Annotated in this window: 26 protein-coding genes, 1 tRNA gene, 1 pseudogene and 1 riboswitch; of the genes and pseudogenes, 11 read left to right on the top strand and 17 right to left on the bottom strand. The window is 60.8% G+C overall.

Going from position 1 to position 23,655, the window contains the following annotated elements:
* Window positions 1-32: 32 nt before the first annotated feature.
* From gcvP to gcvT, 4 genes and pseudogenes are all read right to left on the bottom strand, one after another.
* Entirely contained in the window at window positions 33-2,030 is a 1,998-nt protein-coding gene (gene gcvP, locus H2O14_RS00320) for an aminomethyl-transferring glycine dehydrogenase (RefSeq protein WP_409526886.1), read from the bottom strand.
* A gap of 77 nt (window positions 2,031-2,107) precedes the next feature.
* A pseudogene (locus tag H2O14_RS29170) lies at window positions 2,108-2,898 on the bottom strand (glycine dehydrogenase (aminomethyl-transferring)); the annotation flags it as partial.
* Entirely contained in the window at window positions 2,898-3,260 is a 363-nt protein-coding gene (gene gcvH / locus H2O14_RS00325) for a glycine cleavage system protein GcvH (RefSeq protein ID WP_182826023.1), read from the bottom strand. The gene gcvH and the pseudogene H2O14_RS29170, both read right to left, overlap by 1 nt.
* A 208-nt stretch (window positions 3,261-3,468) precedes the next feature.
* A complete protein-coding gene (gene gcvT / locus H2O14_RS00330) occupies window positions 3,469-4,605 on the bottom strand; it encodes a glycine cleavage system aminomethyltransferase GcvT (protein WP_182826024.1) in 1,137 nt (378 codons plus the stop codon).
* Window positions 4,606-4,747: 142 nt separating this feature from the next.
* Window positions 4,748-4,839: riboswitch (glycine riboswitch) on the bottom strand.
* Window positions 4,840-5,016: 177 nt separating this feature from the next.
* Between gcvT and H2O14_RS00335 the strand changes: the two genes are divergently transcribed.
* Both H2O14_RS00335 and H2O14_RS00340 read left to right on the top strand, forming a co-directional pair.
* The gene (locus tag H2O14_RS00335; protein WP_182826025.1) at window positions 5,017-5,388 is read left to right on the top strand and encodes a DUF2946 family protein; all 372 of its coding nucleotides are present in this window, start codon (window positions 5,017-5,019) and stop codon (window positions 5,386-5,388) included.
* Window positions 5,389-5,465: 77 nt separating this feature from the next.
* Window positions 5,466-6,419 carry a DUF1775 domain-containing protein gene (locus tag H2O14_RS00340; RefSeq protein WP_182826026.1) on the top strand — a complete coding sequence of 318 codons (954 nt, stop codon included), beginning with the start codon at window positions 5,466-5,468 and terminating at the stop codon, window positions 6,417-6,419.
* A gap of 48 nt (window positions 6,420-6,467) precedes the next feature.
* Here H2O14_RS00340 and H2O14_RS00345 read toward each other — a convergent pair whose 3' ends face one another.
* Window positions 6,468-6,809, bottom strand: coding sequence for a hypothetical protein (locus H2O14_RS00345; protein WP_182826027.1), 342 nt, complete (start codon window positions 6,807-6,809; stop codon window positions 6,468-6,470).
* A 452-nt stretch (window positions 6,810-7,261) separates the two neighbouring features.
* Between H2O14_RS00345 and H2O14_RS00350 the strand changes: the two genes are divergently transcribed.
* Window positions 7,262-7,903 carry an outer membrane protein gene (locus tag H2O14_RS00350; RefSeq protein ID WP_182829233.1) on the top strand — a complete coding sequence of 214 codons (642 nt, stop codon included), beginning with the start codon at window positions 7,262-7,264 and terminating at the stop codon, window positions 7,901-7,903.
* Between the two features lie 66 nt (window positions 7,904-7,969).
* Here H2O14_RS00350 and H2O14_RS00355 read toward each other — a convergent pair whose 3' ends face one another.
* From H2O14_RS00355 to H2O14_RS00370, 4 genes are all read right to left on the bottom strand, one after another.
* Window positions 7,970-9,043 carry an HD domain-containing phosphohydrolase gene (locus tag H2O14_RS00355; protein WP_182826028.1) on the bottom strand — a complete coding sequence of 358 codons (1,074 nt, stop codon included), beginning with the start codon at window positions 9,041-9,043 and terminating at the stop codon, window positions 7,970-7,972.
* Window positions 9,044-9,052: 9 nt separating this feature from the next.
* Window positions 9,053-11,035, bottom strand: a complete 1,983-nt coding sequence (locus H2O14_RS00360; RefSeq protein ID WP_246697252.1) for an ATP-binding protein — start codon at window positions 11,033-11,035, stop codon at window positions 9,053-9,055.
* Window positions 11,036-11,294: 259 nt separating this feature from the next.
* On the bottom strand, window positions 11,295-11,807 hold the full coding sequence (locus H2O14_RS00365; protein WP_182826029.1) for a molybdopterin-dependent oxidoreductase: 513 nt from the start codon (window positions 11,805-11,807) through the stop codon (window positions 11,295-11,297).
* A gap of 539 nt (window positions 11,808-12,346) precedes the next feature.
* Window positions 12,347-12,431: transfer RNA gene (locus H2O14_RS00370), tRNA-Leu, on the bottom strand.
* A gap of 306 nt (window positions 12,432-12,737) precedes the next feature.
* On the opposite strand from H2O14_RS00370, the gene H2O14_RS28705 reads away from it, so the two are divergent.
* Entirely contained in the window at window positions 12,738-14,666 is a 1,929-nt protein-coding gene (locus H2O14_RS28705; protein ID WP_182826030.1) for a calcium-binding protein, read from the top strand.
* 39 nt (window positions 14,667-14,705) lie between these two features.
* Here H2O14_RS28705 and H2O14_RS00380 read toward each other — a convergent pair whose 3' ends face one another.
* The 6 genes from H2O14_RS00380 to H2O14_RS00405 form a co-directional block, all read right to left on the bottom strand.
* Window positions 14,706-15,893: an integrase gene (locus H2O14_RS00380; protein WP_182826031.1), complete on the bottom strand. Its 1,188-nt coding sequence runs from the start codon at window positions 15,891-15,893 to the stop codon at window positions 14,706-14,708.
* Between the two features lie 123 nt (window positions 15,894-16,016).
* Window positions 16,017-16,412 (bottom strand): HNH endonuclease signature motif containing protein, encoded by a 396-nt coding sequence (locus H2O14_RS00385; protein WP_182826032.1) that lies wholly within the window; start codon window positions 16,410-16,412, stop codon window positions 16,017-16,019.
* Complete coding sequence (locus H2O14_RS00390; protein WP_182826033.1) at window positions 16,409-16,945, bottom strand: hypothetical protein; 537 nt, start codon at window positions 16,943-16,945, stop codon at window positions 16,409-16,411. Before H2O14_RS00390 ends, H2O14_RS00385 begins: the two co-directional genes overlap by 4 nt.
* The gene (locus H2O14_RS00395; RefSeq protein ID WP_182826034.1) at window positions 16,945-17,193 is read right to left on the bottom strand and encodes a hypothetical protein; all 249 of its coding nucleotides are present in this window, start codon (window positions 17,191-17,193) and stop codon (window positions 16,945-16,947) included. Before H2O14_RS00395 ends, H2O14_RS00390 begins: the two co-directional genes overlap by 1 nt.
* Window positions 17,190-17,483, bottom strand: coding sequence for a hypothetical protein (locus H2O14_RS00400; RefSeq protein ID WP_182826035.1), 294 nt, complete (start codon window positions 17,481-17,483; stop codon window positions 17,190-17,192). Before H2O14_RS00400 ends, H2O14_RS00395 begins: the two co-directional genes overlap by 4 nt.
* Window positions 17,484-17,575: 92 nt before the next feature.
* Window positions 17,576-17,851, bottom strand: coding sequence for a hypothetical protein (locus H2O14_RS00405; protein WP_182826036.1), 276 nt, complete (start codon window positions 17,849-17,851; stop codon window positions 17,576-17,578).
* A 373-nt stretch (window positions 17,852-18,224) separates the two neighbouring features.
* Here H2O14_RS00405 and H2O14_RS00410 point away from each other — a divergent pair, with 373 nt between their 5' ends.
* Window positions 18,225-18,824, top strand: a complete 600-nt coding sequence (locus H2O14_RS00410; RefSeq protein ID WP_182826037.1) for a hypothetical protein — start codon at window positions 18,225-18,227, stop codon at window positions 18,822-18,824.
* A 295-nt stretch (window positions 18,825-19,119) separates the two neighbouring features.
* On the opposite strand, the gene H2O14_RS00415 is transcribed toward H2O14_RS00410, so the two are convergent.
* Window positions 19,120-19,458, bottom strand: coding sequence for a hypothetical protein (locus H2O14_RS00415; RefSeq protein WP_182826038.1), 339 nt, complete (start codon window positions 19,456-19,458; stop codon window positions 19,120-19,122).
* A 158-nt stretch (window positions 19,459-19,616) separates the two neighbouring features.
* Between H2O14_RS00415 and H2O14_RS00420 the strand changes: the two genes are divergently transcribed.
* A complete protein-coding gene (locus tag H2O14_RS00420; protein WP_182826039.1) occupies window positions 19,617-20,363 on the top strand; it encodes a cadherin domain-containing protein in 747 nt (248 codons plus the stop codon).
* 7 nt (window positions 20,364-20,370) lie between these two features.
* Here the strand turns inward: H2O14_RS00420 and H2O14_RS00425 are convergent, their stop codons facing one another.
* On the bottom strand, window positions 20,371-21,174 hold the full coding sequence (locus H2O14_RS00425; protein WP_182826040.1) for a LexA family transcriptional regulator: 804 nt from the start codon (window positions 21,172-21,174) through the stop codon (window positions 20,371-20,373).
* Between H2O14_RS00425 and H2O14_RS26915 the strand changes: the two genes are divergently transcribed.
* The 5 genes from H2O14_RS26915 (at window position 21,152) to H2O14_RS00450 (ending at window position 23,653) form a co-directional block, all read left to right on the top strand.
* A complete protein-coding gene (locus H2O14_RS26915) occupies window positions 21,152-21,424 on the top strand; it encodes a hypothetical protein (protein WP_246697253.1) in 273 nt (90 codons plus the stop codon). The genes H2O14_RS00425 and H2O14_RS26915 overlap by 23 nt on opposite strands.
* Window positions 21,425-21,664: 240 nt before the next feature.
* Window positions 21,665-22,132: a hypothetical protein gene (locus tag H2O14_RS00435; protein WP_182826041.1), complete on the top strand. Its 468-nt coding sequence runs from the start codon at window positions 21,665-21,667 to the stop codon at window positions 22,130-22,132.
* On the top strand, window positions 22,129-22,494 hold the full coding sequence (locus H2O14_RS00440; RefSeq protein ID WP_182826042.1) for a hypothetical protein: 366 nt from the start codon (window positions 22,129-22,131) through the stop codon (window positions 22,492-22,494). The genes H2O14_RS00435 and H2O14_RS00440 overlap by 4 nt, the downstream gene beginning before the upstream one ends.
* A complete protein-coding gene (locus H2O14_RS00445; protein ID WP_182826043.1) occupies window positions 22,491-22,772 on the top strand; it encodes a hypothetical protein in 282 nt (93 codons plus the stop codon). The genes H2O14_RS00440 and H2O14_RS00445 overlap by 4 nt, the downstream gene beginning before the upstream one ends.
* Window positions 22,769-23,653 carry a hypothetical protein gene (locus H2O14_RS00450; RefSeq protein WP_182826044.1) on the top strand — a complete coding sequence of 295 codons (885 nt, stop codon included), beginning with the start codon at window positions 22,769-22,771 and terminating at the stop codon, window positions 23,651-23,653. Before H2O14_RS00445 ends, H2O14_RS00450 begins: the two co-directional genes overlap by 4 nt.
* The last annotated feature ends 2 nt before the right edge of the window (window positions 23,654-23,655 follow it).

Raw genomic sequence — 23,655 nt, forward strand, 5'->3', positions numbered from 1 at the left:
CCCTCGCATGAGAGGCGGCGGCACGTTCGCTTTTACTCCGCGGCTTCCGCGTAAACCTCCATCGGCGGGCAGGCGCAGACGAGGTTGCGGTCGCCATAGACATTGTCGACCCGGTTGACCGGCGGCCAGTATTTGTCGACGCCGAGCCAGCCCGGCGGGAAGCAGGCCTGTTCGCGGCTATAGGGGCGGTCCCAATCGCCCACGAGATCGCGCACCGTATGCGGAGCGTTTTTCAGCGGGTTGTTGGTTTTGTCCATCCGCCCGTCCTCGATGGCCCGGGCTTCCGCGCGGATCGACAGCATGGCGTCGATGAAGCGGTCGAGTTCGGCCTTGGTCTCGCTTTCGGTCGGCTCGATCATCAGCGTGCCGGCGACCGGCCAGCTCATGGTCGGGGCGTGGAAGCCGGAATCGATCAGGCGCTTGGCGACATCGTCGACGCTCACGCCGGCGCTCTGCTGAAGCGGCCTCGTGTCGATGATGCATTCATGCGCCACGCGGCCCCTGGCGGATTTGTAGAGCACCTCGTAGGCGCCCTTCAGCCTGGCGGCGATGTAATTGGCGTTGAGGATCGCTGCTTTCGTCGCCTGGGTCAGGCCTTCGCCGCCCATCATCAGGATATAGGACCAGCTGATCGGCAGGATCGAGGCCGAGCCGAAGGGGGCGGCGCAGACTGCGCCGTCGCGATGGTCACTCTCGGGATGGCCGGGCAGGTGGGCTGCGAGATGCGCCTTGACGCCGATCGGCCCCATGCCCGGACCGCCGCCGCCATGGGGAATGCAAAAGGTCTTGTGCAGGTTGAGATGGCTGACATCGGAACCGATATCGCCGGGGCGGGAGAGGCCGACCATGGCGTTCATATTGGCGCCGTCCATATAGACCTGGCCGCCATGAGCATGGGTGATGTCGCATATCTCCCGCACCGTCTCCTCGAACACGCCATGGGTCGAGGGATAGGTGATCATGACAGCCGACAGATTGGCGGAATGTTTTTCGGCCTGGGCGCGGAAGTCGTCGAGATCGATATCCCCATTAGGAGACACTTTCACCGGCACGACTTTCATGCCGACCATCTGCGCCGAGGCCGGGTTGGTGCCATGCGCAGATGTCGGGATCAGGCAGACGTCGCGATGGGTATCCCCGCGCGCGACATGATAGTTGCGGATGGTGAGAAGGCCGGCATATTCCCCTTGCGCGCCGGAATTGGGCTGCATGGAGAAGGCGTCGTAGCCGGTGATGTCGCAGAGTTTTTTGGTCAGATCCTCGATCATGATCCGATAGCCCTCGGCCTGATCGGCGGGGACGAAAGGATGGATTTCGGAAAATTCCGGCCAGGTGATCGGCAGCATTTCGGCGGTGGCGTTGAGCTTCATCGTGCAGGAGCCCAACGGGATCATGGATCGGTCGAGCGCCAGATCCCGGTCCGAGAGACGGCGGATATAGCGGGTCATCTCGCTTTCGGCCCGGTTCATGTGGAAAATCTTGTGGGTGAGATAGTCGCTCTTGCGCAGGAGGTCTGCGGGCAGGCGCCAGTCTGGGGCAAAGTCTTCGGTCTTGAAATCGCCGCCGAAGGCCCGCCAGACGGCTTCCAGCGTTACAGGCCGCGAGCGCTCGTCCAGCGATATGCCGATGCGGTCATGGCCGATCTTGCGGAGGTTGACGCCTTCCGCCACGGCGGCCTTGAGGATGACGCCCTGCAGCTTGCCGACCTCAATGGTGATGGTGTCGAAGAAGCTTTCCGGCTCGACCGTATAGCCAAGCTTTTCGAGCCCCTTGGCGAGGCGGACGGTCTTCTGGTGTACGCTCTGTGCGATCGCCTTCAGGCCCTGCGGGCCGTGGAAGACGGCGTACATCGAGGCCATCACCGCGAGCAGCACCTGGGCGGTGCAGATGTTGGAGGTCGCCTTTTCGCGGCGGATATGTTGTTCGCGGGTCTGCAGCGCCAGCCGATAGGCGCGGTTGCCGCGCGCATCGATGGAGACGCCGACCAGGCGGCCGGGCATCGCGCGCTTGAGATCGTCGCGCACCGCCATATAGGCCGCATGCGGCCCGCGCCATAGCCGACCGGCACGCCGAAGCGCTGGGTGGAGCCGACGGCGATATCGGCGCCCATCTCGCCGGGGATTTGAGCAGGCAAAGCGCCAAGGGATCGGCGGCGACGGCGCCGAGCGCTCCGGCGGCATGGAGCTTGTCCATCAGCGGCGCGACATCGCGGACATGGCCGTAGGTGCCGGGATATTGCAACAGCGCGCCGAACACTTCCGACGGGTTAAGATCCGTGAAGGGATCGCCGATGACGATCGTCCAGCCCAGCGGCTCGGCGCGGGTCTTCAAGAGCGCCAGCGTCTGCGGATGGCAGTTTTCGTCGGCGAAGAAGGCGGTCGCCTTGCTCTTGGCGGAGCGCTGGGCGAGCGCCATGGCTTCGGCCGCAGCGGTGGCTTCATCCAGCAGCGAGGCGTTGGCGATGTCGAGACCGGTGAGATCGGTGATCATGGTCTGGTAGTTGAGGAGCGCCTCTAGACGTCCCTGGCTGATTTCGGGCTGGTAGGGCGTATAGGCGGTGTACCAGGCCGGATTTTCCAGAATGGTGCGCTGGATGACCGGCGGCGTGATCGTGCCGTAATAGCCCTGTCCGATCAGCGAGACGAGATTGCGGTTCCTGTTGGCGGTCTCGCGCATCTTGTCGAGCGCTTCGCGCTCGGTCAGCGGCTTGTCCCAGGCAAGCGGCGTCTTGAGCCGGATCGAGGCGGGCACCGTGTCGTCGATCAGCGCATCCAAGCTGTCATAGCCGATGACCTTCAGCATCTCGGCCATTTCACTGGGCGAGGGGCCGATATGGCGGCGGTCGGCGAAATTATAGGGATCGTAATCCGTAAACGTAAAGTCGCTGGGCAGTGACATTAGCCGACCATCCTGTTGTAGGCGTCCTCATCCATGAGGGCTTCGATTTCGGCGGGATTGGCGAGCTTGAGCTTGAAGAACCAGCCGGCGCCCAGCGGATCGGAATTCACCAGCGCCGGATCTGCGGCGATGGCCTCGTTGACCTCGACGATCTCGCCGTCGAGCGGGCAATAGACTTCGGAGGCTGCCTTGACGCTTTCGACGGTGGCGGAAGCGGCGTTCTTCGCGAGCGTCGCGCCGACCTCGGGCAGTTCGACATAGACGAGATCGCCGAGTTGATCGGCGGCGTGGCGGGTGATGCCGACGGTGGCGACATCGCCCTCGAGCTTCAGCCATTCATGTTCTTCGGTGAATTTCAGCATGGTGTGGGTCCTCTGGGGTGTAAGATTTGATGGGTGTGGTGGAATGGTGTGCGTCGGCGACCGCCCCTCATCCGGCTGCCGCCACCTTCTCCCCGCGATGCGGGGAGAAGGGCGATTATGGCAACGACGGCGCTCCAACCTCCTTCTCCCCGCGATGCGGGGAGAAGGTCCCGGCCGGGGGATGAGGGGCGGAGCACGACATCCGCCGTTATCGCCGATAACCCGGCGTCACGAAGGGCAGGGCGCTGACGGTTGCGGGGAGAAACTTGCCTCTGACCTCGGCAACAACCCGCGTTCCCGCAGCGGCATGACTCACCGGCAGGTAAGCCATGGCGACGGGCGCATCGACGCTCGGGCCGAAGCCGCCGGAGGTGACCTCGCCGAGCAGATGTTGGCCCGCCTCGTCGGCGTAGAGTTTCGTATGCGCCCGGATCGGCGCCTTGCCGTCCGGCTTCAATCCGATGCGGAGGCGGGCGGGGCCATTCTCCAGTTCCGCCAGGATGCGATGGGCGCCGGGGAAGCCGCCGGCGCGCGCTCCGCCAGTGCGGCGGACCTTCTGGATCGCCCAGGTCAGCCCCGCCTCGACTGGCGTCGTCGTCTCGTCGATGTCGTTGCCGTAAAGGCAAAGGCCGGCTTCGAGCCGCAGGCTGTCGCGGGCGCCGAGCCCGATCATCTCGCAATCGGGATGGTCGAGCAGGCGGCGGACGACCGTCTCGGCGTCTTTCGCCGGGATCGAGATCTCGAAACCGTCTTCGCCGGAATAGCCGGACCGGGAGACGATGCAGTCGATGTCGTGGAGATCGTCGGTCTCGACGTCCATGAAAGCCATGCTGGTCACTTCGGGACAGAATTCCGCCAGCACCTGGTCGGCGTGCGGGCCTTGCAGCGCAATCAGCGCCCGGTCTTCGAGCACCTCGATGTCGCAGACATCAGAGAGATGGGCGCGGAGATGGGCGATGTCCTCGGCCTTTCGTGAGGCGTTGACCACCATGAAAAAGTGATCGCCGCGATTGGAGATCATGAGATCATCGAGAATGCCGCCGGCTTCGTTGGTGAAAAAGCCGTAGCGCTGGCGTCCGACCTTGAGGCCTGCGATGTCGACCGGGATAAGGCTTTCGAGCGCCGAAGCGGCATCGGAGAGATGTCCGGACTTCGCCCGGATCGTCAGCTGACCCATATGCGACACGTCAAACAGACCGCATTGGCCGCGGGTCAAGAGATGCTCCTTCATCACCCCCAGCGGATATTGGATCGGCATGTCGTAGCCGGCGAAAGGGGCCATGCGGGCGCCGAGCGATAGATGCAGCGCATGCAGCGGCGTTTTGAGGATAGGGCTTTCAGTCACGAACAGTCTCCCGGGTTCGGCGTTTCCGCCTTGCTCAAGTCCGGACGCGGTCAGGCGGTTCCGGTTCTCAAGCCCCCTCTGTCCCTTTGCCTGAGATTGTTATCCCTTCGGCAGGCGCATGCGCCATTCTCCAGAGTTCTGTTCCCACCCGATGGTCCTTTGGCCTGAGAGTTTCCGGGGCTGTTGCTCCTTCGGGCGCCGCCGCAATGCAGCGGGCTCTCCCATCGGGTGACCAAGCCATAGCCGCAAGGCGGGGCCGATGACAAGCGGAAACGGCGCGATCGCCACAGAAATTGTCGCAGTAAGGGTATCCAGCCGTTCGGAGCCGCGACGCGCGTTCGGCTCGATGCGGCGCAACGTCCACTGTTCAGACGATCATTCTTGGTCTAGGCATGATCCGGGGAGACAATCATGCGGGGATTCTTGCGAGCGAAAGGAGCGATATTGCGCATTCTCTGCGCCGTCGCCTTCGTCCTGCTCGGTTTTTCCAGCCATTCCATCGCGGATGCCGATGGCGCTATCGGCCCCAGATATCAACTTCCGGATGGATCCTATGCGTCGCTGTGCGAGCCCGGCGGTGGTGATCGGCAGTCGACGCCTGCCGATCATTGCAAGACATGCCTGATCGCGCAGCCGCACACCGCGCCGGCGCCCGGCCTCACCGCTTTCCAGCCGCCCGTATTCAACCTGCTCGGACTCGCCGCGCCCGCGGCCTTCCGCATTTTCACGCCCAAGCCGACTTTCCGGCGCCAGGCGAGTCGCGGCCCGCCCATGGCGGCATGACGCTTTCGACAGTCGTCTTTGATTTCGCCGCGAACCGCGGCAACACGTTCGCGCATCGCGCAGAGAAGAGATTTCCCATGTTCAAGACCATTCTATCCGCCGCCGCCCTCGCGACCATCCCCGTGATGGCTTTCGCTCATGTGAGCCTCGTTCAGGGCGAAGCGGCCGCCGACAGCTATTATCTCGCACAGTTGCAGATCCCGCATGGCTGCGACGGCAAGGCCACCAAGGAAGTGCGACTGACGCTTCCGGAAGGCTTCATTTCCGCCAAACCGATGCCGAAGGCCGGATGGACGCTCGAAATCATCAGGGGCAAGTACAAATCGGCATATAAGGACCACGATACGCCGGTGACCGAAGGACCACTCGAAATCCGCTGGAAGGGCGGCGACCTGCCCGACGATTATTTCGACATCTTCTCGGTGCGCGGCAAGTTCGCCGGCCTCGCCGAGGGCGCGGTCGTTCCTTTCGCCGTCACGCAGGTCTGCGACGGGGCAGAAGCGGCGTGGAATGAAGTCGCAGCGCCCGGCCAGGACGCTCACGATCTTCCGAACCCGGCCCCGACGGTCACGCTGGTGGCTGCCAAGGCGATGCATCATCACCATGACGCCGCGCCCGCCACGGTGACGCTGGGATCGCTCGACATCACGCCAGGCTTCATCAAGGCGACCGTCCCCGGCCAGCCGGTGGCGGGCGGCTTCCTCTCCGTCGCCAATCGCGGAACCGAGGACGACAGGCTGGTGGCGGTCGAAGGCGTCGCAGATATCGACCATGTCGAACTGCACACGATGTCGATGGAGGGCGACGTGATGAAGATGCGCCGGCTGCCGGACGGAATTCCCGTCCCTGCCGGTCAGACGGTGGAGTTGAAGCCGGGCGGCCTGCACATGATGCTGATGGGGCCGAAGCATCCCTTCGAGAAAGGCGATATCGTGTCGATGACGCTGGTGTTCGAAAAGGCGGGCAAGGTCGAATTCAAGCTTCCCGTCATGGATATCAAGGGCGGGGCGACGAAGCACCAGCACAATTGAGCAGGGCACGTAACGGAAAAGAGCGGCCCGTCGCCGCTCTTTTCTTTTTCAACCGTCTTCGGTTTCCTCTTCCTTGTGCCGTCGCGTGACGACCCTGGTCGCGCCGGGCCCTTCGGGCCTGCCGCCATTGAGCCGATATTCCTCTTCCGCCTGGGCATAGGTCATCATCGGCTGTCGGCGCTTCTCGCCCGCCTCGAGAAAGAAGGTCGTCATGCCGGACGACATGACCGGCGGCGCGCCCGACTTTCCGTCCGGCGCGGTCTTGCGCTCAGGCGTCAGAGCCCGTGTGGCGGTCTCGACGGGAGAGACGCCGCTGACGCGCGCATTGGGGCGCAAGGCTTCCGCTGCATAAGCCGCCGTATGCGCCGACACGGTGAGGATTTGTGTCATGGCTCTCGATCCAGTTATTCCAATGTGACGAGGCTAGAGCAATGTTCTGGATCTCCTGTTTCCGAAAAAATTAGAAATTTAGCGGAGTTAGCCTTTTCCAGCCGCGCTTGTGACAAATGCAATCGGCTGGTGCGGCATTTTTTCGCGTTCGACCAAAGGTGATGCAGAATGGCCGCACCCGAGGGATTGAGAACGCCCGCCACCTCATCACCGCATTTCAGCCATCAAGCCGCCAAGCTTGCCGACGATGAGTGTGTCCGTAACGAAAGGCTGTGAGATGAAAAACACGGCCTGGAAAAATCGACCGCCGACGGGAACCTTGGGGCCCGAATGATGTTCACAGGGCGTCAGGGTTCATAGAGGGCCGCTGATAGTCAACAGCGATGCCCGTCTTGGGCGGGGGCGATTGACGGAAGGCCTGACCTTCCGGAGAAATCGAAGGAGTTAACATGATGAAGAAAACTTTGATCCTCTCGGCGGTGGCGCTGTGCGCCGCGACCTCCGTTCACGCAGCCGACCTGGTGTCGCCCGAACCGGCGCCTCCGGCGATCACCGAAGAAATCGTCGCGCCGGCCACCTGGGACGGCGGCTATATCGGTGTCATGGGCGGCGCGAACTGGACCAACAGCGATTACGACTTCGGCGCGACGAGCCGCGACCGTTGGCTCAACGGCGGTTCGCTCGGCGCGTTCGCCGGCTGGAACCATCAGCTCGACAACAGCATCGTGCTCGGCCTGGAAGGCGACTTTTCCTACAAGTGGAACGAGGAAGACGTTCGCGGTCGTGAAACCGGCACCGACTGGTCGGGCTCCGTTCGCGGTCGCGTCGGCTATGCCGTGATGGACAACGCGCTGCTCTACGGCGCGGCCGGCTACACGGTGACTCGCGGCTATCTCGACGACGCCACCGGCGACAAGGACACCAAGGCTCTGCACGGCTACACCGTCGGCGCCGGCGTTGACTACAAGTTCACCGAGAACATGTTCGGCCGCGTCGAATATCGCTTCAACGATTACGGCAGCGCCAATATCGGCGGCACGGATGTCGACGCTCAGCAGCATGAAGCGCTGATCGGCGTCGGCTTCAAGTTCTGATCCGATCGAGAACGCATGAGGGAAAAGGGCGCCGCGGCGCCTTTTTCATATTCGCGGCCGGCATCGTCAGGCGACGGCCTGCGCGGGAAGACAGAAGGGCGCGTCGTCGGCGACGGAGTTGTCGCGCATGATGCGCAATATTTCAGGCAGCGCCGCCTTGAAGGCCGAAACGCAATCCGGATCGAACTGGCTTCCGGCGCGGCGTATGATGTGGTCCGCCGCCTGGTCCGCCGTCCAGGGCTCCTTGTAGGGGCGGGCCGTGGTCAGGGCGTCGAAATTGTCGGCGATGGCGACGATCCGGCCCGGGAGCGGGATCGACGCGCCCTGCAGGCGCAGCGGATACCCTTGGCCGTCCCAGCGCTCATGATGCGACGAGGCGATTTCGGCGGCGAGTTGCAGCAGGCTCGAACGCGACTGTCCCAGGATCTGGCCGCCGACCAGCGTGTGACGCTGCATTTCCGCGAATTCCTGCTCGGTGAGCTTGCCCTGCTTCAGCAGGATCTCGTCGGCGATGCCGACCTTGCCGATGTCGTGCATCGGCGCGGCGAGCCTGATGTCGGCGGCGACATCCGGCGACAATCCATACGCTTTGGCGATTGCTTCGGAATAGAGACCGACCCGCATCGTGTGGCGGCCGGTCTCCGGATCCTTGTAGCCTGCCGCCAGCGTCAGGCGATAGATGATCTCCTCTTCGCGGGCGCGGAGTTCTCCCACCGCCTTGTCGACTTCCATGCGCAGCCATTCGGCTTTGTCGGCCAGTTTGTTGCGGGCGTCGGCCAGCGCCACGAGATTGCGAATGCGCGCGGTGAATTCGAGCGGGTTGATCGGCTTGGTGAGGAAGTCGATCGCGCCGGCGTTCAGCGCCGCCATGCGGGTGGCGAGATCGGTGTCGACCGTGACGAAGACGAATGGCTTGTCCTTGTATTTGTCGAAGCGCATCGTTTCGATCAGGAAATCCACCCCGGTATAGACCGGCATCTGGAAGTCGACGATGCCGATGTCGAATTCCAGCTCCGGCATTTCCGACAACGCGTCTTCCGGGCTGATGAAGGGCAGGGGAATGCACCCTTCCAGCTTTTCGACCAGCTTGGTCAGGATCGTCAGGTTCGTCTTGTTGTCGTCTACGAGAAGTATGCGCATGGTCTACCCCTAAGCCGCCAGCATCATTTTGCGGCTGGCGATGTTCGTTGACAGTGTTTCGAGCTCCGACCGGCTCGGATGATTGGTCCGCATGTGCTGGGCGGCGTCGGCGATGTCGGCCAGGCCGACATTGGCGGCCGCGCCCTTGAGATTGTGCAGCATCGGATCGAGCTTCTCCGGTCCGCCGGCGTCGAAGGCCGCCAGAAGGTCGCGCAGCAGACGTTCCGAATCGTCGAAGAAATCGTCGAGCAGTTCGCGGAAGACATCATCCCCCAGGGCGTCCGCAATTTCCTGGCGGCGGAGTTCAAACGGGCCTTTCCAGCCCGTGCGTTCGGCGTCCGAACCGCCGTCCTCGCCGACCTCGTCGGCCCCGACGGGTGCGGCTCCCGTCTCCATGACCGGTCGCGGCGCGGCATGGCCGAGATCGGTGATCAATTGCCGGAGCTGGATCATCGAGACCGGCTTCGAGTGGAAGCCTTCCATGCCGGCTTCCTCGCAGGCGATGCGGTCGTCCTCGGAGGCATTGGCGGTCATCGCCCAGATCGGCGCCGCATTGAAGGGCGCCGGCAGCGCCTTGATGTGCCGGGTCGCCTCGATACCGTCCATGACGGGCATCTGCATGTCCATGAGAATGAGGTCGAAATGCTTGCGGGAGGCGAGGTCCACCGCCTGGGCGCCGTCGTCGGCCAGTTCGACGTCCTGGCCAAGATGTTCCAGGAAGCGGCGGATGACCTGCTGGTTGACCTTGTTGTCCTCCACCGCGAGCACCGACAATTTCGGCAGCGCATGGGCGGCGGCGGCATTGTCGGCCTTGCGGTTGGGCGGCGCGTGTTCCGAGCGCGGGGCGGGGATCTCGAACCAGAATTTGCTTCCGAGGCCCGGCACGCTTTCGACATCCATCTCGCCGCCGAACCGATCGACGATCTGCTTGCAGATGGTCAGTCCGAGACCGGTGCCGCCATATTTGCGGCTGATCGAGGCGTCGACCTGCGAGAAGGGTTTGAACAGCTTGATGCGACCGCTCTCGTCGATGCCGATGCCGGTGTCCTTGACCTCGATGCGAAGGCGTGGCGCGCGTTCGGTGCCGGTTTCGCGGAGGCGCAAGGTGACGACGCCGTTGGCGGTGAACTTGACGGCGTTGCTCATCAGGTTGAGCACGATTTGGCGGAGCCGCGTCGGGTCGGAGTGGATATAGGGGGCGGCGAACACCGCAGGCATGTCGAGTTCGATCGTGTTGCCGGCCTCGGCGGCGCGGCCACGCATCATCTCGGCGGCGGATTCGGCCAGCGCACGGATGTCGACGATGCGGTATTCGAGCTCCAGATTGCCGTGCTCGATCTTGGCGAAATCGAGGATCTCGTTGATGATGTCGAGCAGAGCCTCGCCGGCGCCGCGGATGGTGCGCAGATTGTCCTGGCACTCCGTAGGCAGTCTCTTGAGCTCCATCAGTTCGACCATGCCGAGAATGGCGTTGAGCGGGGTGCGGATTTCATGACCCATCGTCGCCATGAACTGCGACTTGGCGCGGTTGCCTGACTCCGCCGCCTGGTAGGCGTCGTTGAGATTGCCCGCCATGGTTTCGAGACTGAGTCCCGCCGCGCGGACGCTGCGCAATTGCCGGCGGAGGGTGAAGATCAGGAAGCCGACCGAGGCCACCAGCAACACGATGAGCGTAAGCGATTTCATCTCCAGCGCCTGCACCGCCTGGCGCGCGTCGGCGCGGTCGGCGCTGAGCGTGTTGTTGGTGTAGGTCAGCAGATGCTCGCTGTTTTCGGTCAGCGTCACCAGTTGCGCATATAGAATGCGCAGGCTGGCGATCGAGACCGTTTTGCTCGCCACGATGTCGTCGAAGAGCGGCGCGTTCTGAAAGACAGTGCGGCGGATCTCCGTCAGCTGCTTGCGCACCGTAGCGTCGACCTTGAAGTTTTCTTCGAAATTCGTCTTTTCGAGCATCGACATGCGCGAGAACAGGATGTCGTAGCGGAGCGACATTTCTTTCTGCGTGGATGCGAGGTGTCCGACCGCGATATCGCGATCGAAACGACCTCGCGAAGGCGCCGCGCCTCGCGGTCGAGCTGATAGACCGACCACATGGCGTTTTCGCGAATGCCGCTCTGCAATGCCGAGTAGCGCGCGGAGATATCGTAATAGAGCGAGCCCAGGAGAGCCAGGAGCAGGACAGCGAAGACCTGCAGCACGGCGGTGGTCTTGCCGGCCTTTCGGATGACGTCGCTTTCCTGCGTGAGACTGATCACTCGATGACCTCGATCGATTTGATCTGCCAGACCGACCGCGCGAAGTATTTTTCGTTGTAGAGCGACGGGTCGAGATCGAAGGGATAGATCAGGAAGAGGGGACCCTTGTCGCGCACCGACATCGGCTCGTCGTTCATGCGTGTGGCGAGGATCGTCTTGATGTCCGTGGCGTCCGACAACGGCACTTCCACCGTGTAATCGTTGAGCGCGGTCACGCGCAATATCTTGCCATGCGCGCCCACGGTATTCATCAGTTCGGCCATGAACGGACCGGAAAAGGTGACCTTGCCCTGGGTCCAGGGCGTTTCGAGCGTCGCCGCGCGTCCCGACAATTTTTCGAGCATGGCGATGTCGAATTCGGCGGCGTTTTCGGCGTTGGTGTCTTTGATCGCGCCGGTCACCGTCAGGACGACGTCGCCCGCCGGCTTGTCGAGCGCAAGCGCCGGCGTGAACTGTAGGACGATGGCGGAAATGGCTGCTGCGAGGAAGGATGTATGACGTGCACGCATGGCGTCTGCCTGAAACTCTTCGCGCCGCTGCCTGACCGCGCCGACCTCATCCGGCGCGGCTGGCGGAAAAGGTGGCCCGGAACCTGAGACTGGTTCCCTCTCCGCCACAGGAATAGGGAAACAGTTCCATTCCCGTATTGGATTGTGCTAAAATACAGGAGGCTGATTAAAAGGGTTTGAAGCCGTTGCGTAAATTTTGCGATAACTGGTGCTTTTTGATCTGGGTTTAAGCGCCGTTAACCGCGTTCGTCATGTCAGGGCGACATTGTCGGAGGCTGTCTCTGCGGATGTCGATGTGCGAAGCTTTGCCGTCGCGATGAATTTACGGCAGGGGCCAACGGCGATAGGCCCCTGCCGTCGACGACGCTCGCAGTTAGGGGGCATGCGTCGCTAATTCAGACGTATCGAAAACTTCTTTCCGCACCATCCCTAAAAATCACTTTTCTACAGATTTAATAGCAAATTTCTCACCGTTCTGGCCGTCTCGGCGCCAGAAAGCTCGGTTTTCCAGTAAATATGGCTGGTTTCTCGGTGAAATTTGGTGCGGACAACGGGAATCGAACCCGTACGAGCAAGCCCGAGGGATTTTAAGTCCCTTGCGTCTACCAGTTCCGCCATGTCCGCAGCGTTATGTTTCAATACCTTACCGACAGAGATTCGCAAGCCCCTGCACAACTTCAAAAATGTTGTGCAAATTCTGTTCATCTCACGTTCTGTGGCGAACCAAGCTGAAACAGACAGGCGTCGATGAGTTGCTCCATTTTCGACGTGTTTATTGAGATCCTTGACTAAACTGATGGCAGCACGTTTCTCTGTTGCATATCAGTGATCAGTGCGAAAAAGTCATGCCGGTTCACCCATTTGAGTGATGCCTGATTTGTTGACAGCGTTTAGGCTGATTTACGCGGAATGAGAGCAGGGCGGGACGACGTGGCTGTAGAAAGCAAGAATATCTATATCACAGCGATTGTCTTAGGCGATCGGTATCGGGAGTTTTACCCTCGGTTCACGCTTCCCGAGATTACCCGGTACGAATATTTTGAAACTACAATCGCTGGCAAGAGCGTGAGCTTTACGCTCACAAATGATTGGTTTATCGGCGCCGCCTTCATCGATAGAAATGGACAGAGACTTGGATCGGCCGCTCTCATGACAAAAGAGAGCATTTTCGACATGGTGTTGTCAGACACCTACGTCAATGTTCCACTGCCGCCTGCTCGCGGGGTGGAGAGCTATGACTTCTATGGAAGCGTTTACACCGCTCAAGATTATTTCGGCAAGGCAACGAGAACTATCACTGTCGAGGTGCGCAGCGGCAATGACATTTTCTCCGGCAGTGACTCAGACAATCTGACGCTGAGAGATGCCATGAAGGATGCGAAGGGATGTTTGTCAGAGGGGCTGGCGAAGATCGCCAGCATCCGGGGCGGATATCTGTCAGGCATAAACGCTGCCTCCGATATCAATGACGCGGTCAGTAAAGGCGAGGCGCTAAGTCTCAAGAAATTTGGGTTGGCGGTGGCCGAGGAGGTCGGCGACGCCGAGATCCCGATTAGCCTTCGAAAACTGCCTGGGATGCCCGCAGAAACTGTCTTGGAACAAGCGGCAGTTGGTGGCAAAGTAACGGCCGGAATGCTGAAGGCGGTTCAAGCTTCACTTGATATGTGCGCGCTCATGCATGCTGCATCCAAAGATTTTGAGCAGAGTGGAGGTTTCGGCGTAAACACGGGAGCGGCGGCAGTAAAGGTCAGTGCGGGGATAGCAACCGGCCTCGTCGGCGCCGTAATCACCCAAGGCACGCTTTATGTGATTGCTGGGGTAGGCGCTGCAGTCGTCGGGGCGCCCATTGCAGTGCCAGCGCTGGTGGGAATTGCTGTCGGGGTTGGCGTTCAAGTCGCCCTGAATGAATCCGGTTTAACGGCAATCGTGGAAGACACGTTTGTCAATGTCTTCTCTCAGGACAATGGCGGGAAACGTTTTGCTGCGGCCGCTGACGAGCTTGTCGCAATGCCAGAGGATGGGTCAGTGCCTTTCGATGCCTTCACTTCGGTGAAGCCGGCCTGGGTGGTGGATCTTGACCAGAATACCCTGACTTTCCCCGGGGGCGCCGATACAGCGGCCGCAGCAAAATCGACATATGACCAAGCCCTGCATTATTTCGTAAGACATGAAGACGTCATCACGATTGTTGGAACCGGCAGCCATGAGCCAGGTAGGATGGCCACTCTGGAGGGCACGCTGGGTCCCAACGATATACGCGGAGCCAATGTGGCTGAATTCATCACGGCGAATGTCGGTGACGACAGAGTGCGAGGCGGCGGCGGCAACGATGTTATCTATGGTGACATGGGTAAAGACGTTATCGCTGGCGGCGGCGGGGCAGACCGCCTTCATGGGGGATTCGACAACGATACAGTGACGGGCGACAAAGGTAATGATTACATTGTCGGTGGCACAGGCAATGATCTGTTGCGAGGCGGAGTTGGCAGCGACACACTTGTTGGCGACATGGGGGCTGATATTTTATTTGGGGGAGCGGGCAGGGATAAATTCGTTTTTAATCGCGTCGCAGACAGCACTGCAGATTATTCCAGCCGCGACTCTATTTTCGACTTTTCTCGATCAGATAGGGATGTGATTGACCTGAGCATGATCGACGCAAATCAAAATAAAAAAGGCAATCAGGCTTTTGAGTTTCTGGGTGCAAAATCGTTTACCGAGCACGCAGGAGAGCTTAGGTTGTCTGTGATAGAAGGCAATCGGACTATCTTTGCAGATGTCGATGGTGATGGCTCGGCCGACATTGCGATAACTCTTGGTGGTTTCGCCACTATAAGATCGTCCGACTTCTTACTCTGACATAGCGCGAAAAATCTTGCTGAGTCACGGGGCCTACCTTTATCCCTTCGATCTCCGGAAAACTTTCAGCCGCCCCAATTCCTTTTCGACATGCCGCGTATAGTGCTCGCCCATGCGGCGGGAACGGTCGCCGAGGGCGTCCGCGACGATGCCGGTGTCGAAGCCGCGGCGGCGGATCGATGCTGCGTAGGTGACGCGGAGGCCGTGCAGGGTGCAACCTTCGCGGATGAGGCCATCCGCTTTGAGGCCGGTCAGATAATCGCTGACTGCGCCTTGCATGACCTTCTCACTGGCCCATGGCTTGCCGTCGCTGTTGAGGCAAATGCGCGGGCTCTTCTTGGAGAGCGTGTCGAGGTGGCGGCGGGTTTCTGTGGCGCAGGGAAACCATGACTGTTCGTTGTTCTTCCGCAGCCGGATGGTGAAGGCCATGCCGGTCTTTTCGTCGCGAGCGTAGTGGCCCCAAGCGAGATCGGCGCAGGTTTGGCCACGAAAGCCCTGATAGCGGGCAAGGATGAGCGGCGTCAGCAAATGATCGGGCGCCAGCCAGATGGCAGTTTGAACCTCGTCTTCGGTCCATTCGTGATTGGCGTTGGGGTCGGCGTCGTGCAGTTTCTCGACGCCGTGGGCCGGGTTCAGCGGCAGCTTGCCAACCTTTACGGCTTCTTTGAACAGGGTGGAGAGGTGGCTGACCATCTTGTCAGCGAAGCGCCCCCATTTCTCTTTGGCGGCGGCGTTGCGCAGCTGATAGACGGCGGGTTGATTGATGAGCGAGACCTGGGTGTCGAGCAGCGGACCAAAGCGTTCGGAGCGGCCCTTCTCAAGATAATCGAATGTCTTCTGATAATCTTCCTGGCTGGCCGGCTTGAGTTTTTCCCATCGGGGGCAGTCGCTTTTGAACCATTCAATGAGCGCGCCAAGCGTGCCTTCGGCATAGGTTGGGGCGCGGTCGCGCGTTTCGGCCATCGTTAGGGCGAGGCGGAACGCATGGCTGCTCATATGCCGTTCCAGCTGTTCGCGCGTGCCCTCAAATCCCTTGACCAGGCTTTCGCCGGTGGCGCGATAGGAGACATACCAGCGGCCGCGCGCCTGCCTAATGTTGAGCCCTTTTAGCCTCACTTTTACCACCAAAGCTGAAATCCCCAAAATCGATCGAAACGGGTTGCTGGCCGTTGGGATCGAGCGACGCCATCCACTCATCGAGCCGCTGGCGCAGATATCTGTGTCCATGGCTGGACTGAGTGTATTGCACGGGGCGCACGGTGCAAAGCTTCTTGAACAGCTTCACCGACAAGCCACAATAAGTAGCAGCCTGCTCTTGATTGAGTGCGGCGGGCCAGTATGGAATATTGCTCATGATAAAGGCCTATCTGCAGTCTCTTCATGCTTCAGCTCAGTCGCCCCGGTGTAATTCGCTTTGGTTGAGATGAGGCTAGTGCGCGCCTTGTCGCGGCGGCGCATGTTTTCGCGGTGGGTGACCATTTCCAGATGCGGGCCATCAGGGCGGACGCAGAGGCGATTGCGGCAAATGTGATCGAGCTGTTTCTTGCCCGGCACATAGCCGTGCTCATTGGTCCACATGACGATGTGGACGGCGACCGTCTGGCCATCGAGCGACATGCGCGGATAGTCGCGGCCACGGCCCGTATCGCCGGAGGTCGGGCCTTGCCAGACGTAGCAGCCCGTCACCTCGTCGATCTGGACGCGGCTCATGATCTTTTCGCTGATGCGGTCGCGGCGGGATGTCATGGCGTCGCCATCCATGCTTGAAATTCGGCTCTCAGGCTGCGCCAGCGGGCGGCGGCGTCGGGGTCGGTGTTGAGCTCAGTGCGGCTGGCGACCTTGAGGAGGAAGCGCACGTGGGTGTCGACGCGAAACTGGTCGCTGGCGTCTTCAAGGCCAGTGCGCTCGCGCAGGAAGCGGATGAAAGCGGGCTTTTGCGTCTCGATCGCGCAAGCGCGGGCAAGGTCGGATTTATTCTCCTGCCGCTCGGTCTCGGCCTGACGGGCGGCCTCAGCATCCGCCTTGGCGCGCAGCTTTTCAATGAGGCGATCGTAACAGCCGAGCAACCAATCGATGTTGTCGATGGCTGCGAGGACGCGGTCACGATCAATATACGGCGCAGCGTGGTGGACGGTGACGACGAGCGCGCCCGTCTCCGGCTCATAGAGCCGGGTGGCGTCGGCGTCGGCCTCGACGCGGTAATCAGGAGCGCTGCCTGCAAGGCTGGCGCGCAGGCGATCCATGCGGCGCTGATTGAGGCTCTTGCCGGCGGAGGGCATCATTGCAAGCTCCCATGTGCGAGCTTTCCACCCGCGCCGGCGACGACGACATCCATGAGCGCGTCGCAGATGCAGTCCGCCATGATCTCGGCGTCGCTCGGCCCTTCGCAATCGGGGTGGTCGACGATTGCTGCCGCGAGAATGGAGACCAGCGCGGAAATCAGGTCATCCTTTTCATGCGCGCCGATGGCTGCGCAAATGGTTTGCGCAAGCGCTTCGGCGGACGGCGTTAGGATGGGGGTGCTCATGTCCCTGCTCCCGCAGCGATGACGGCTGGCCATGTGTCGAGGCAGACGGACCAAGACAAAGCGATAGCAAGCGCGGTGATGAGGATAGCCGCGACCAGCGTGTCGCGGCGGGCGAGGATGTGGCGGGCGGGCGGCAGGTGGATGATATTCGCCTCCGCCTGGAGCTGGCGCGAACAGGGACGGGCGCATGTCGCCTGGTCGCGGCAGGCGCCGAACAGCGCGTGGCCGCAGGGGTGATCGGCGCGCGGGTTCGCATTCGCCGGGTGCGCCGGCGTCGTCAATTTTCGCATCAGCGTGATCCTTCTGGAGATCGGTTCCGATATCGCCCGCCGGGGGCGCCTCGCGTCATGCAAGGCGGCGGGCGATGCCGGAGCCGGTCGCCTCAGGCGGCGCTGCGGCTCCAGCGGCGCTGCGCCTCGCGGCGGGCGTCATTGCCCCAACGCTCGATCTGGCGATCGTCGAAGCCGGCCAGCGCCATGTCCTCGCGGGTGCATTGGGGGTTTTCGAGGAAGAACTGGATCATCTCTTCGCGGGTGTCGCGCAAGGTGGTGGCGGCGGCGGGGCGGATGTCGGACAAGGCGATCTCGCCTGCGGCGAGGGCCGCGACGACGGCGTCGTGATGGCGGATGATGTTGGCGTCGGTGATGGGCTGGCGCATGCGGGTTTCTCCTTTGCGTTTTGAAACTTTGCGGTGAAAAGAGCGGGAAGGCCGCGCAATTTCCGCTTGACCGGCAGCGCGGTCGAAGCGCAATTTGAGCGCGTAATTGATCGGCGTCGGCCCGCATCGCACTGCGGCCCGACGCCTGCCATCCCCACATGCCAAAACCATATGGAGACGATCGTGAGTGACTACAAAGAGCATCAACAGCATGGGAACGCGTCAGCCAACTGTGGAAATCAAATCCCAAGGCACGCGCCAGCCCGTGTTGACGACGAACAACGGCATTGGCGGAGCCGGCGCAGGGCACGGTCCACGGCAGCCAATTCCGACGCCCCCGAAGCCGGGAGGCGGCAAACCATGAGGATTTGAGATGAACCGCGACCTGGTCAAATTCAACGTTTTGAGAAATGCGCTTTACCACACGTCTCGAAGACTGACGTTTGACCGATGGAACCGATGGTTCAACTTTCTGATCATCGCGCTCGGCGCGCAAGCCGTGACCAGCTTTATGCTGCTCGTGCGCATTGATATGACGCAGACGGCAGTGGGGGCGCTGGTGGCAACGGTCGGCGCGCTTCAGCTGGTATTCGATTTCGGCGGCAAGGCGCGCGATCATCAAAGCCTGCAGCGTGAATATTACCATCTGCTCGCCGATATCGAGGCGCATCCGGACGCCGACGATGCGCAACTGGCCAACTGGCAATCGCAGATGACCCGCATCGCCGGCGATGAACCGCCTGTGCTGAGGGCGCTTGACTCCAAGGCCTATAACGATGCCATCGGCGCGACGGAACAGTTTGACACATCCGAACGCCTGTTCATTCCCTGGACACATCGCGTTTTTGGTCAGATCTGGTCGTATGACGGCTATGACTATAAAAAGCTGAGCGAGCTTCCCGCCACGCACAGAGCGCATCGCGCTCCGCAGGTCATCGCACCAACCGAAGACGCCGCGGGCATCGCTGTCTGAATTCAACATCTGCATCACGTCTCCTTTCCGTCGTGGGGTGACCGGAGCCGGGCGGCGCGCAGGATTGGGGGCCGATGCGCCGCCCGGTCTCCGATCCTGCCGCCGGCGGGGCGGCAAGGGGTGGATTTCGGGCGGGCCGCGTCCTCGGGAGGAGGATGAGAACGCGGCCCTTCGACGCTGCTTGGGAGGAGGTTAAGCGGTGTCGATGCGCAGATAATTGCGATCATCGCGTAAAATTGTCAATGAGGAAATTTGCGAACATCGCAAAATTGTAGTTTGCGGCGGAAACCGGAACTTAGGACAGCTTCATCCCGCATTCGCAAATCACATCCTCGGCGCCGATAGGACGGCGGCAATTCGGACAGGCGGCAAGCACAGGTCGCGCCGCCTGCGTCGGCTCCAATGGAGGAGCCGTCAAGGCGTCCACGGCGCGACGCTGGAGCCGCTTTTGTTCGTCGATATCCCAGTGGATGCGCCGCAGGAGAAGAGCAATGTAGCCAAGCGCGAGAAGGATGATGCTGAAATGGTATCCATTCGCGGACAAAATGCTGTTGAGCGCATTGCTCGATGTGGCCGCCGCCAGAAGGAAAACTGCGATTTGGAGGCAGGCGATCACGATGAGCAGAACAGGCATTGGCGCAGGCTCCGGAAAGGATAAGCAAGCCTAGGCACGAAACCGCGAAAATGCAAGGTTAAGGCGAGCCGCTCTAAACGCCCAAAACAACTCCCTATTGCAAATGCGACCTGAACCGTTAGCGTGCATATCACTGTTTGCGATGTGGGGAGGATGTCATGGCAAATAAGAATAGCCCGCCGATGTGGTCATGGATTGATGACGGTCATATCAGCGAGGGGCTGAAGGCGGGATCAGTGGTGGGGCGTCTTTATGCGCACGATCCTGACGGGGACAAGATCCGGTATCAACTGACTGACGACGCCAATGGCGCGTTCAAACTCGTGGGAGACAAATTGGTGACGACCCGCGTCCTCGACTATGAATTCCAGACGGAATACCGGATTGACATTCGGGTGCGCGACGAGCATGGCGCGTGGTATGAAGCTGGCTCACTTCCCTTGCTCATTCAAGTGGATAATCGGGAGGACGCCAACGATTTCGGTGAGCGCATCGATGGCGATTTCGGCGATACGAGCGTTATCGGCACGAAACGTTCCGAAGTCATCTGGGATAATTTCGGCAACGCATTCGTCGACGGGAAAGGCGGCCATGACGAGTTTTACATGGCGGCAGGGAACGATCATTATCGGGGCGGCGCTGGAGCGGACGAATTTTACTTCAGCGGGTATTCACAACGCGACGTCATCGACGATTTCCAAGCGCAAGGTTTTTACCACGATACAATTCACCTTTCGGCGCTGTTTGATGGCGGCTGGCAGCAGTTTATGGACAAGCGTGTGAGAGAGGATGGTCGCGATGTCGTCATCAATCTCGGCTGGTCAGACTATTATCAAACCTCCAGCACTTTGCGCATAGAAGGCATCGACAAGGACGACCTCAACAGAGAGAATCTTGTCCTGTGACCAGCAGTCAGGGTTTACTGACAATCCATAGCACCTTGCCGATGATCTGTATTTCGACATCATCGGACTGATCGGCGAGGACAATGGGCGACTGGTGGGCCGGATCATGGCTTTCAGGCCATAACTCCATGCCTGCCGGCCCCCAACGCAGCCGCTTTGCAGTGCGCTCCACCATTTGACCCGCGAACTTCCGGCGCTCGACAATGACGAGGTCGCCGGGAGCCGGCGTGTAATTGGCCCTGATGATGTCGAGACAATCGAGCCGCGCGCCAGGCGCGGCGATCTTGTTGAGGCAATTGCCGACGACGACCAGACCAAACTGCCATTCGACGGGATACTCCGTCGACGCAGGTATCGGCTCGATGTCGTCATAGCTGAAATCCATTTCGCCGACATCGATCCATGTATTGGCGGCGACGCGGCCCGTGACCATGACGCGGTTCTGTGGGATCTCGACGGTCTTGAGCTGCGCGTCAAGATCGGGCGGCGCGGAGCCAAGGAATTCCGACATCTTGACCAGCTCTTCGGCCTTGATCTCGCGCAGCTCCTTGCCGGGTTCCGTATTGAGCATTCGGGAGACAGCATCCGACCGAATGCCGAGGTATCGCGCCAAGGCGCCCTTGGCGCCGTGACCCTTGCGATCGAGCTCCGCCTGGAGCCAATCCCTGATTTTTCTGCGTTCATCCATCATGCTCGCATTTTCGCGATAATCGCATAAATGGCTATCGCGCGTTTCGCAAACTTTGCTTGACAATAAATTGCGATCATCGCAAATATTGCGAATGGCTATGGAACCGGCAAGATCAATCATTGAATTCCTCGGCGGCGCGCGCGTCGTGGCGGGGATTGTGGGCAAGCATGTGTCTCGCGTTTACCGCTGGACTTATCCGGAAAGCGCTCGCGAAGGCACGGGAGGGTTGATCCCTGCGCGTGAACAGCGCCGCCTGCTGGAGTTCGCCAAGTGTCACTCTATCGACCTCGTAGCGTCCGACTTCCATGACGAGAGCCGAATTCTGGAGCTGATGGCCGCGCGCAGTGCGAGCCGGGAGGCCGCCGAATGAACACGTTCCCTCCTCGCCATATGTGTGGATGTGGCGAGCGCCTGCCTCCAGCCGTCGCGGCTTTATGTGGCGGACCTTCCGCCGGATATGGCGGACCTCCTGACGGCTGGGGGCTTTTTTCTCTGTCATGTCGCGGCTCTCCGTGGGTGCGTTGATGGCGACATAAATCCCGACCTCGCGGGAAAAGGCGAGGAATCAGATCCGACAGTTTTTTCCTTGACCTGTTTACAGGGGGTTTTCGTGCATCCCATTCGCAGCATTTCCGACATCGAGCGCCGGGCGCTCAAGGGCATGACGGCGGCGGCGCTGAAATTCGTGGGGCTTTCGGCCTTTCAGTTTCTGACGCGCGTGAAGGTCTCGGCGCTGTCGAAATACGGCTCCACCGGCGAGGAGCATGAGCATGATTTCATGCCGCTCGACGTGGCCGTGGAGGCCGACCGGGCTTGCGGCGAGCCGCTGATCATCGGCGAGGCGGCGCGGATCCTCGGCTATCGGCTGGTGAAGGACGACGGATCCGAGCATTCGGTTTCGCCGGCGCAGGTGGTGGCGCTGGGCGCGCAGGCGAGCCGCACGATCGAGGCGGCGTATCGGGCCGTCGAAGACCTGCGCATCGACGCGCAGGAGCGGGCGGAGCTGACGCCGATGCTGATCGAGCTGCAGCGGCGGACGGCTGATATGCTGAGCCGGATCACCGGGGGCGCGGCATGAGCGTGGCCCCTCCTCGACATCGCAGGATGCACAAGACGGTGGGCATTACGCTCACCGTGCCGGAGCGCGCCAAGGAAACGCTGGACAAGCAGGCCGCCGCGCGCGGCATGACCAGCTCGCGCTGGGCGGGGCTGGTGTTTGACATGGGTTTTGCCGCGATCTGCGCGCGGGAGAAAAGCATGCCGATCACCGACGCCGATCTCGACGCCATCGTGGGCGCGACGCTGCTGCTGACCAGCGAAAAGGGCTGGGACACGGCGAGCCTGTCGAAAAAGCTGGGCGTGAGCGAGGCGGTGGTGAGCCGGATCCTCGACGGGTGGCGGGAGTATAGGCGCGGCGGCGGCTTTGGGGGTGGGGCATGAGGATCTCCAGACGCGCATTCCTGGCCAGCAGCGCCGCCGCGATTGTCGCGCCGGCGCTTCCTGCTGTTGCGGAGCCGGCTGCGGCCATGGTGTCGACATCGCTCTGGGCAGTCGGCGATCCTGATAGGGGCGACTTCGTTTTCATTGTGGCGAAGACCGAGCTTTGCGCACTGCATTCGTGGGCGCGCTACTGCCGGATCGATTTCACCAAGTTGCCAGCGAATCTTACGCCGTTTGTCAAACTGGTGAAGGCGGGCTGGTGGGAGGTCACAGAATGACACCGATGTTGCTGGCCTTCATGAAGCGTGGGCTGAAATCTAAACGCTTCATCCACTATGACGAACATAATCGCGCAGCAGTAAACCTTTGGGGTAGGCTGTCCGGTGTGCAGACATTCGAATGCACGGAAGTCAAAGAGCTCATCGACGATGTTGTGGATAAGGAAATTGATGAAGGTATCGGGTTAGATTTTTCCGAAACATTCCTTCCTGCGTCAAAAACATGGATTGAGTTGAAGCTAAGTGGATGCCGGTTCGCGTTCTTCTTGGAGGAGCGGCCTGACACGTCAATTTGTGTTTCTACGATAAATTACGGTCTTCACGAGGATATTGAAAGGAAGGTAGCAGGCTCCGATAGGGAGGCTGAGTTCTTTCTTCTGAAGGACTCTTTTTATGTGCGACCGAGCGTTTTTACATTTTCTTGTTTTAGCAGCGCCAAAATATTTGACCGCGTATCAAATTACAGCCGGGCGACACCGGAAGATTCGCTTCTGGATTTGTCCGAGCAAGAGGATATGCATATTGCGGCGACAAGGGCTTATGCGGCTCTTGCGTTGATCAATACGCCCAAAATCATCGGGCGCAGACAGCACATGCCGCATCGCGGCCTGGAGCGCGAACTCTTGAAGCGCCGAGGCGTGATGGGGCATTTCCCATTGCAAGCATGGACAGAGATCAAGCTTGAGGTCGGCAAGACTGAAGATGTATCCGGCGCACCGAGCGTTGAGGCGCATCTGACCGGCGAACGGGCGCTGCACTTCTGCCGCGCGCATCTGAGGGTGCGCATGGGCAAGGTGGAGTTTGTGCGCGGGCATTGGCGGGGCGACGCGTCCCTAGGCATCAAGCGTTCGCGCTACAAGGTCACGCCAGCTTCGGGGTGACG

It is taken from the genome of Rhizobium sp. G21, assembly GCF_014158035.1.
In the GTDB taxonomy this organism is placed as follows: Bacteria; Pseudomonadota; Alphaproteobacteria; order Rhizobiales; family Rhizobiaceae; genus Rhizobium_E.

Excerpts from the sequence above, each read along its gene's own strand:
- H2O14_RS00400 (WP_182826035.1), bottom strand. The coding sequence starts at position 17,483 with ATGCGAAAATTGACGACGCCGGCGCACCCGGCGAATGCGAACCCGCGC.
- gcvH (WP_182826023.1), bottom strand. The coding sequence starts at position 3,260 with ATGCTGAAATTCACCGAAGAACATGAATGGCTGAAGCTCGAGGGCGAT.
- H2O14_RS00385 (WP_182826032.1), bottom strand. The coding sequence starts at position 16,412 with ATGACATCCCGCCGCGACCGCATCAGCGAAAAGATCATGAGCCGCGTC.
- H2O14_RS00395 (WP_182826034.1), bottom strand. The coding sequence starts at position 17,193 with ATGAGCACCCCCATCCTAACGCCGTCCGCCGAAGCGCTTGCGCAAACC.
- H2O14_RS00445 (WP_182826043.1), top strand. The coding sequence starts at position 22,491 with ATGAGGATCTCCAGACGCGCATTCCTGGCCAGCAGCGCCGCCGCGATT.
- H2O14_RS00420 (WP_182826039.1), top strand. The coding sequence starts at position 19,617 with ATGGCAAATAAGAATAGCCCGCCGATGTGGTCATGGATTGATGACGGT.
- H2O14_RS00355 (WP_182826028.1), bottom strand. The coding sequence starts at position 9,043 with ATGCGCATACTTCTCGTAGACGACAACAAGACGAACCTGACGATCCTG.
- H2O14_RS00360 (WP_246697252.1), bottom strand. The coding sequence starts at position 11,035 with ATGTCGCTCCGCTACGACATCCTGTTCTCGCGCATGTCGATGCTCGAA.
- H2O14_RS00450 (WP_182826044.1), top strand. The coding sequence starts at position 22,769 with ATGACACCGATGTTGCTGGCCTTCATGAAGCGTGGGCTGAAATCTAAA.
- H2O14_RS00440 (WP_182826042.1), top strand. The coding sequence starts at position 22,129 with ATGAGCGTGGCCCCTCCTCGACATCGCAGGATGCACAAGACGGTGGGC.
- H2O14_RS00405 (WP_182826036.1), bottom strand. The coding sequence starts at position 17,851 with ATGCGCCAGCCCATCACCGACGCCAACATCATCCGCCATCACGACGCC.
- H2O14_RS00345 (WP_182826027.1), bottom strand. The coding sequence starts at position 6,809 with ATGACACAAATCCTCACCGTGTCGGCGCATACGGCGGCTTATGCAGCG.
- H2O14_RS00350 (WP_182829233.1), top strand. The coding sequence starts at position 7,262 with ATGAAGAAAACTTTGATCCTCTCGGCGGTGGCGCTGTGCGCCGCGACC.
- H2O14_RS26915 (WP_246697253.1), top strand. The coding sequence starts at position 21,152 with ATGGAACCGGCAAGATCAATCATTGAATTCCTCGGCGGCGCGCGCGTC.
- H2O14_RS00335 (WP_182826025.1), top strand. The coding sequence starts at position 5,017 with ATGCGGGGATTCTTGCGAGCGAAAGGAGCGATATTGCGCATTCTCTGC.
- H2O14_RS00380 (WP_182826031.1), bottom strand. The coding sequence starts at position 15,893 with ATGGACACAGATATCTGCGCCAGCGGCTCGATGAGTGGATGGCGTCGC.
- H2O14_RS00365 (WP_182826029.1), bottom strand. The coding sequence starts at position 11,807 with ATGCGTGCACGTCATACATCCTTCCTCGCAGCAGCCATTTCCGCCATC.
- H2O14_RS00390 (WP_182826033.1), bottom strand. The coding sequence starts at position 16,945 with ATGCCCTCCGCCGGCAAGAGCCTCAATCAGCGCCGCATGGATCGCCTG.
- gcvP (WP_409526886.1), bottom strand. The coding sequence starts at position 2,030 with ATGGCGGTGCGCGACGATCTCAAGCGCGCGATGCCCGGCCGCCTGGTC.
- H2O14_RS00410 (WP_182826037.1), top strand. The coding sequence starts at position 18,225 with ATGAACCGCGACCTGGTCAAATTCAACGTTTTGAGAAATGCGCTTTAC.
- H2O14_RS00340 (WP_182826026.1), top strand. The coding sequence starts at position 5,466 with ATGTTCAAGACCATTCTATCCGCCGCCGCCCTCGCGACCATCCCCGTG.
- H2O14_RS00415 (WP_182826038.1), bottom strand. The coding sequence starts at position 19,458 with ATGCCTGTTCTGCTCATCGTGATCGCCTGCCTCCAAATCGCAGTTTTC.
- H2O14_RS00425 (WP_182826040.1), bottom strand. The coding sequence starts at position 21,174 with ATGATTGATCTTGCCGGTTCCATAGCCATTCGCAATATTTGCGATGAT.